We start from the raw sequence: 278 nt of genomic DNA on the forward strand, positions 1-278 counted from the left end.
CCTTATCCCAGTTTCGTCGGGGTCGTTGCCTCGCCCGGCGGCTGGCTACGGCGCATGAAGATGCGCACATCCTGCTCGCGAATCAGCCAGTAAACCGCCCCCAACGATAAGGCGGCGGCGGAGAGGGCCAGCAATTCGGCCGGCGAGGTCGCCTGCAGATCCAGAATGATGAATTTCCGCGCCACCGCCAGCAGCGCGATCAGCATGATGGTGCGCCCACGCACCACCTCCTTGCGCTCCACGAAGGTCAGCCGCAGCGAGCTTTTGAACTCCAGCGC

The 278-nt window shown here is 64.4% G+C and carries 1 protein-coding gene; it reads right to left on the reverse strand.

Translation table 11 applies throughout. From position 1 onward, the window contains the following. Positions 1–2 precede the first annotated feature (2 nt). Positions 3–278 (reverse strand): phosphate-starvation-inducible PsiE family protein (locus tag CKO35_RS17690; protein ID WP_200177414.1); only part of this gene is annotated, 276 nt, incomplete at its 5' end.

Source organism: Ectothiorhodospira shaposhnikovii (assembly GCF_016584105.1).
Classification (GTDB): Bacteria; Pseudomonadota; Gammaproteobacteria; order Ectothiorhodospirales; family Ectothiorhodospiraceae; genus Ectothiorhodospira; species Ectothiorhodospira shaposhnikovii.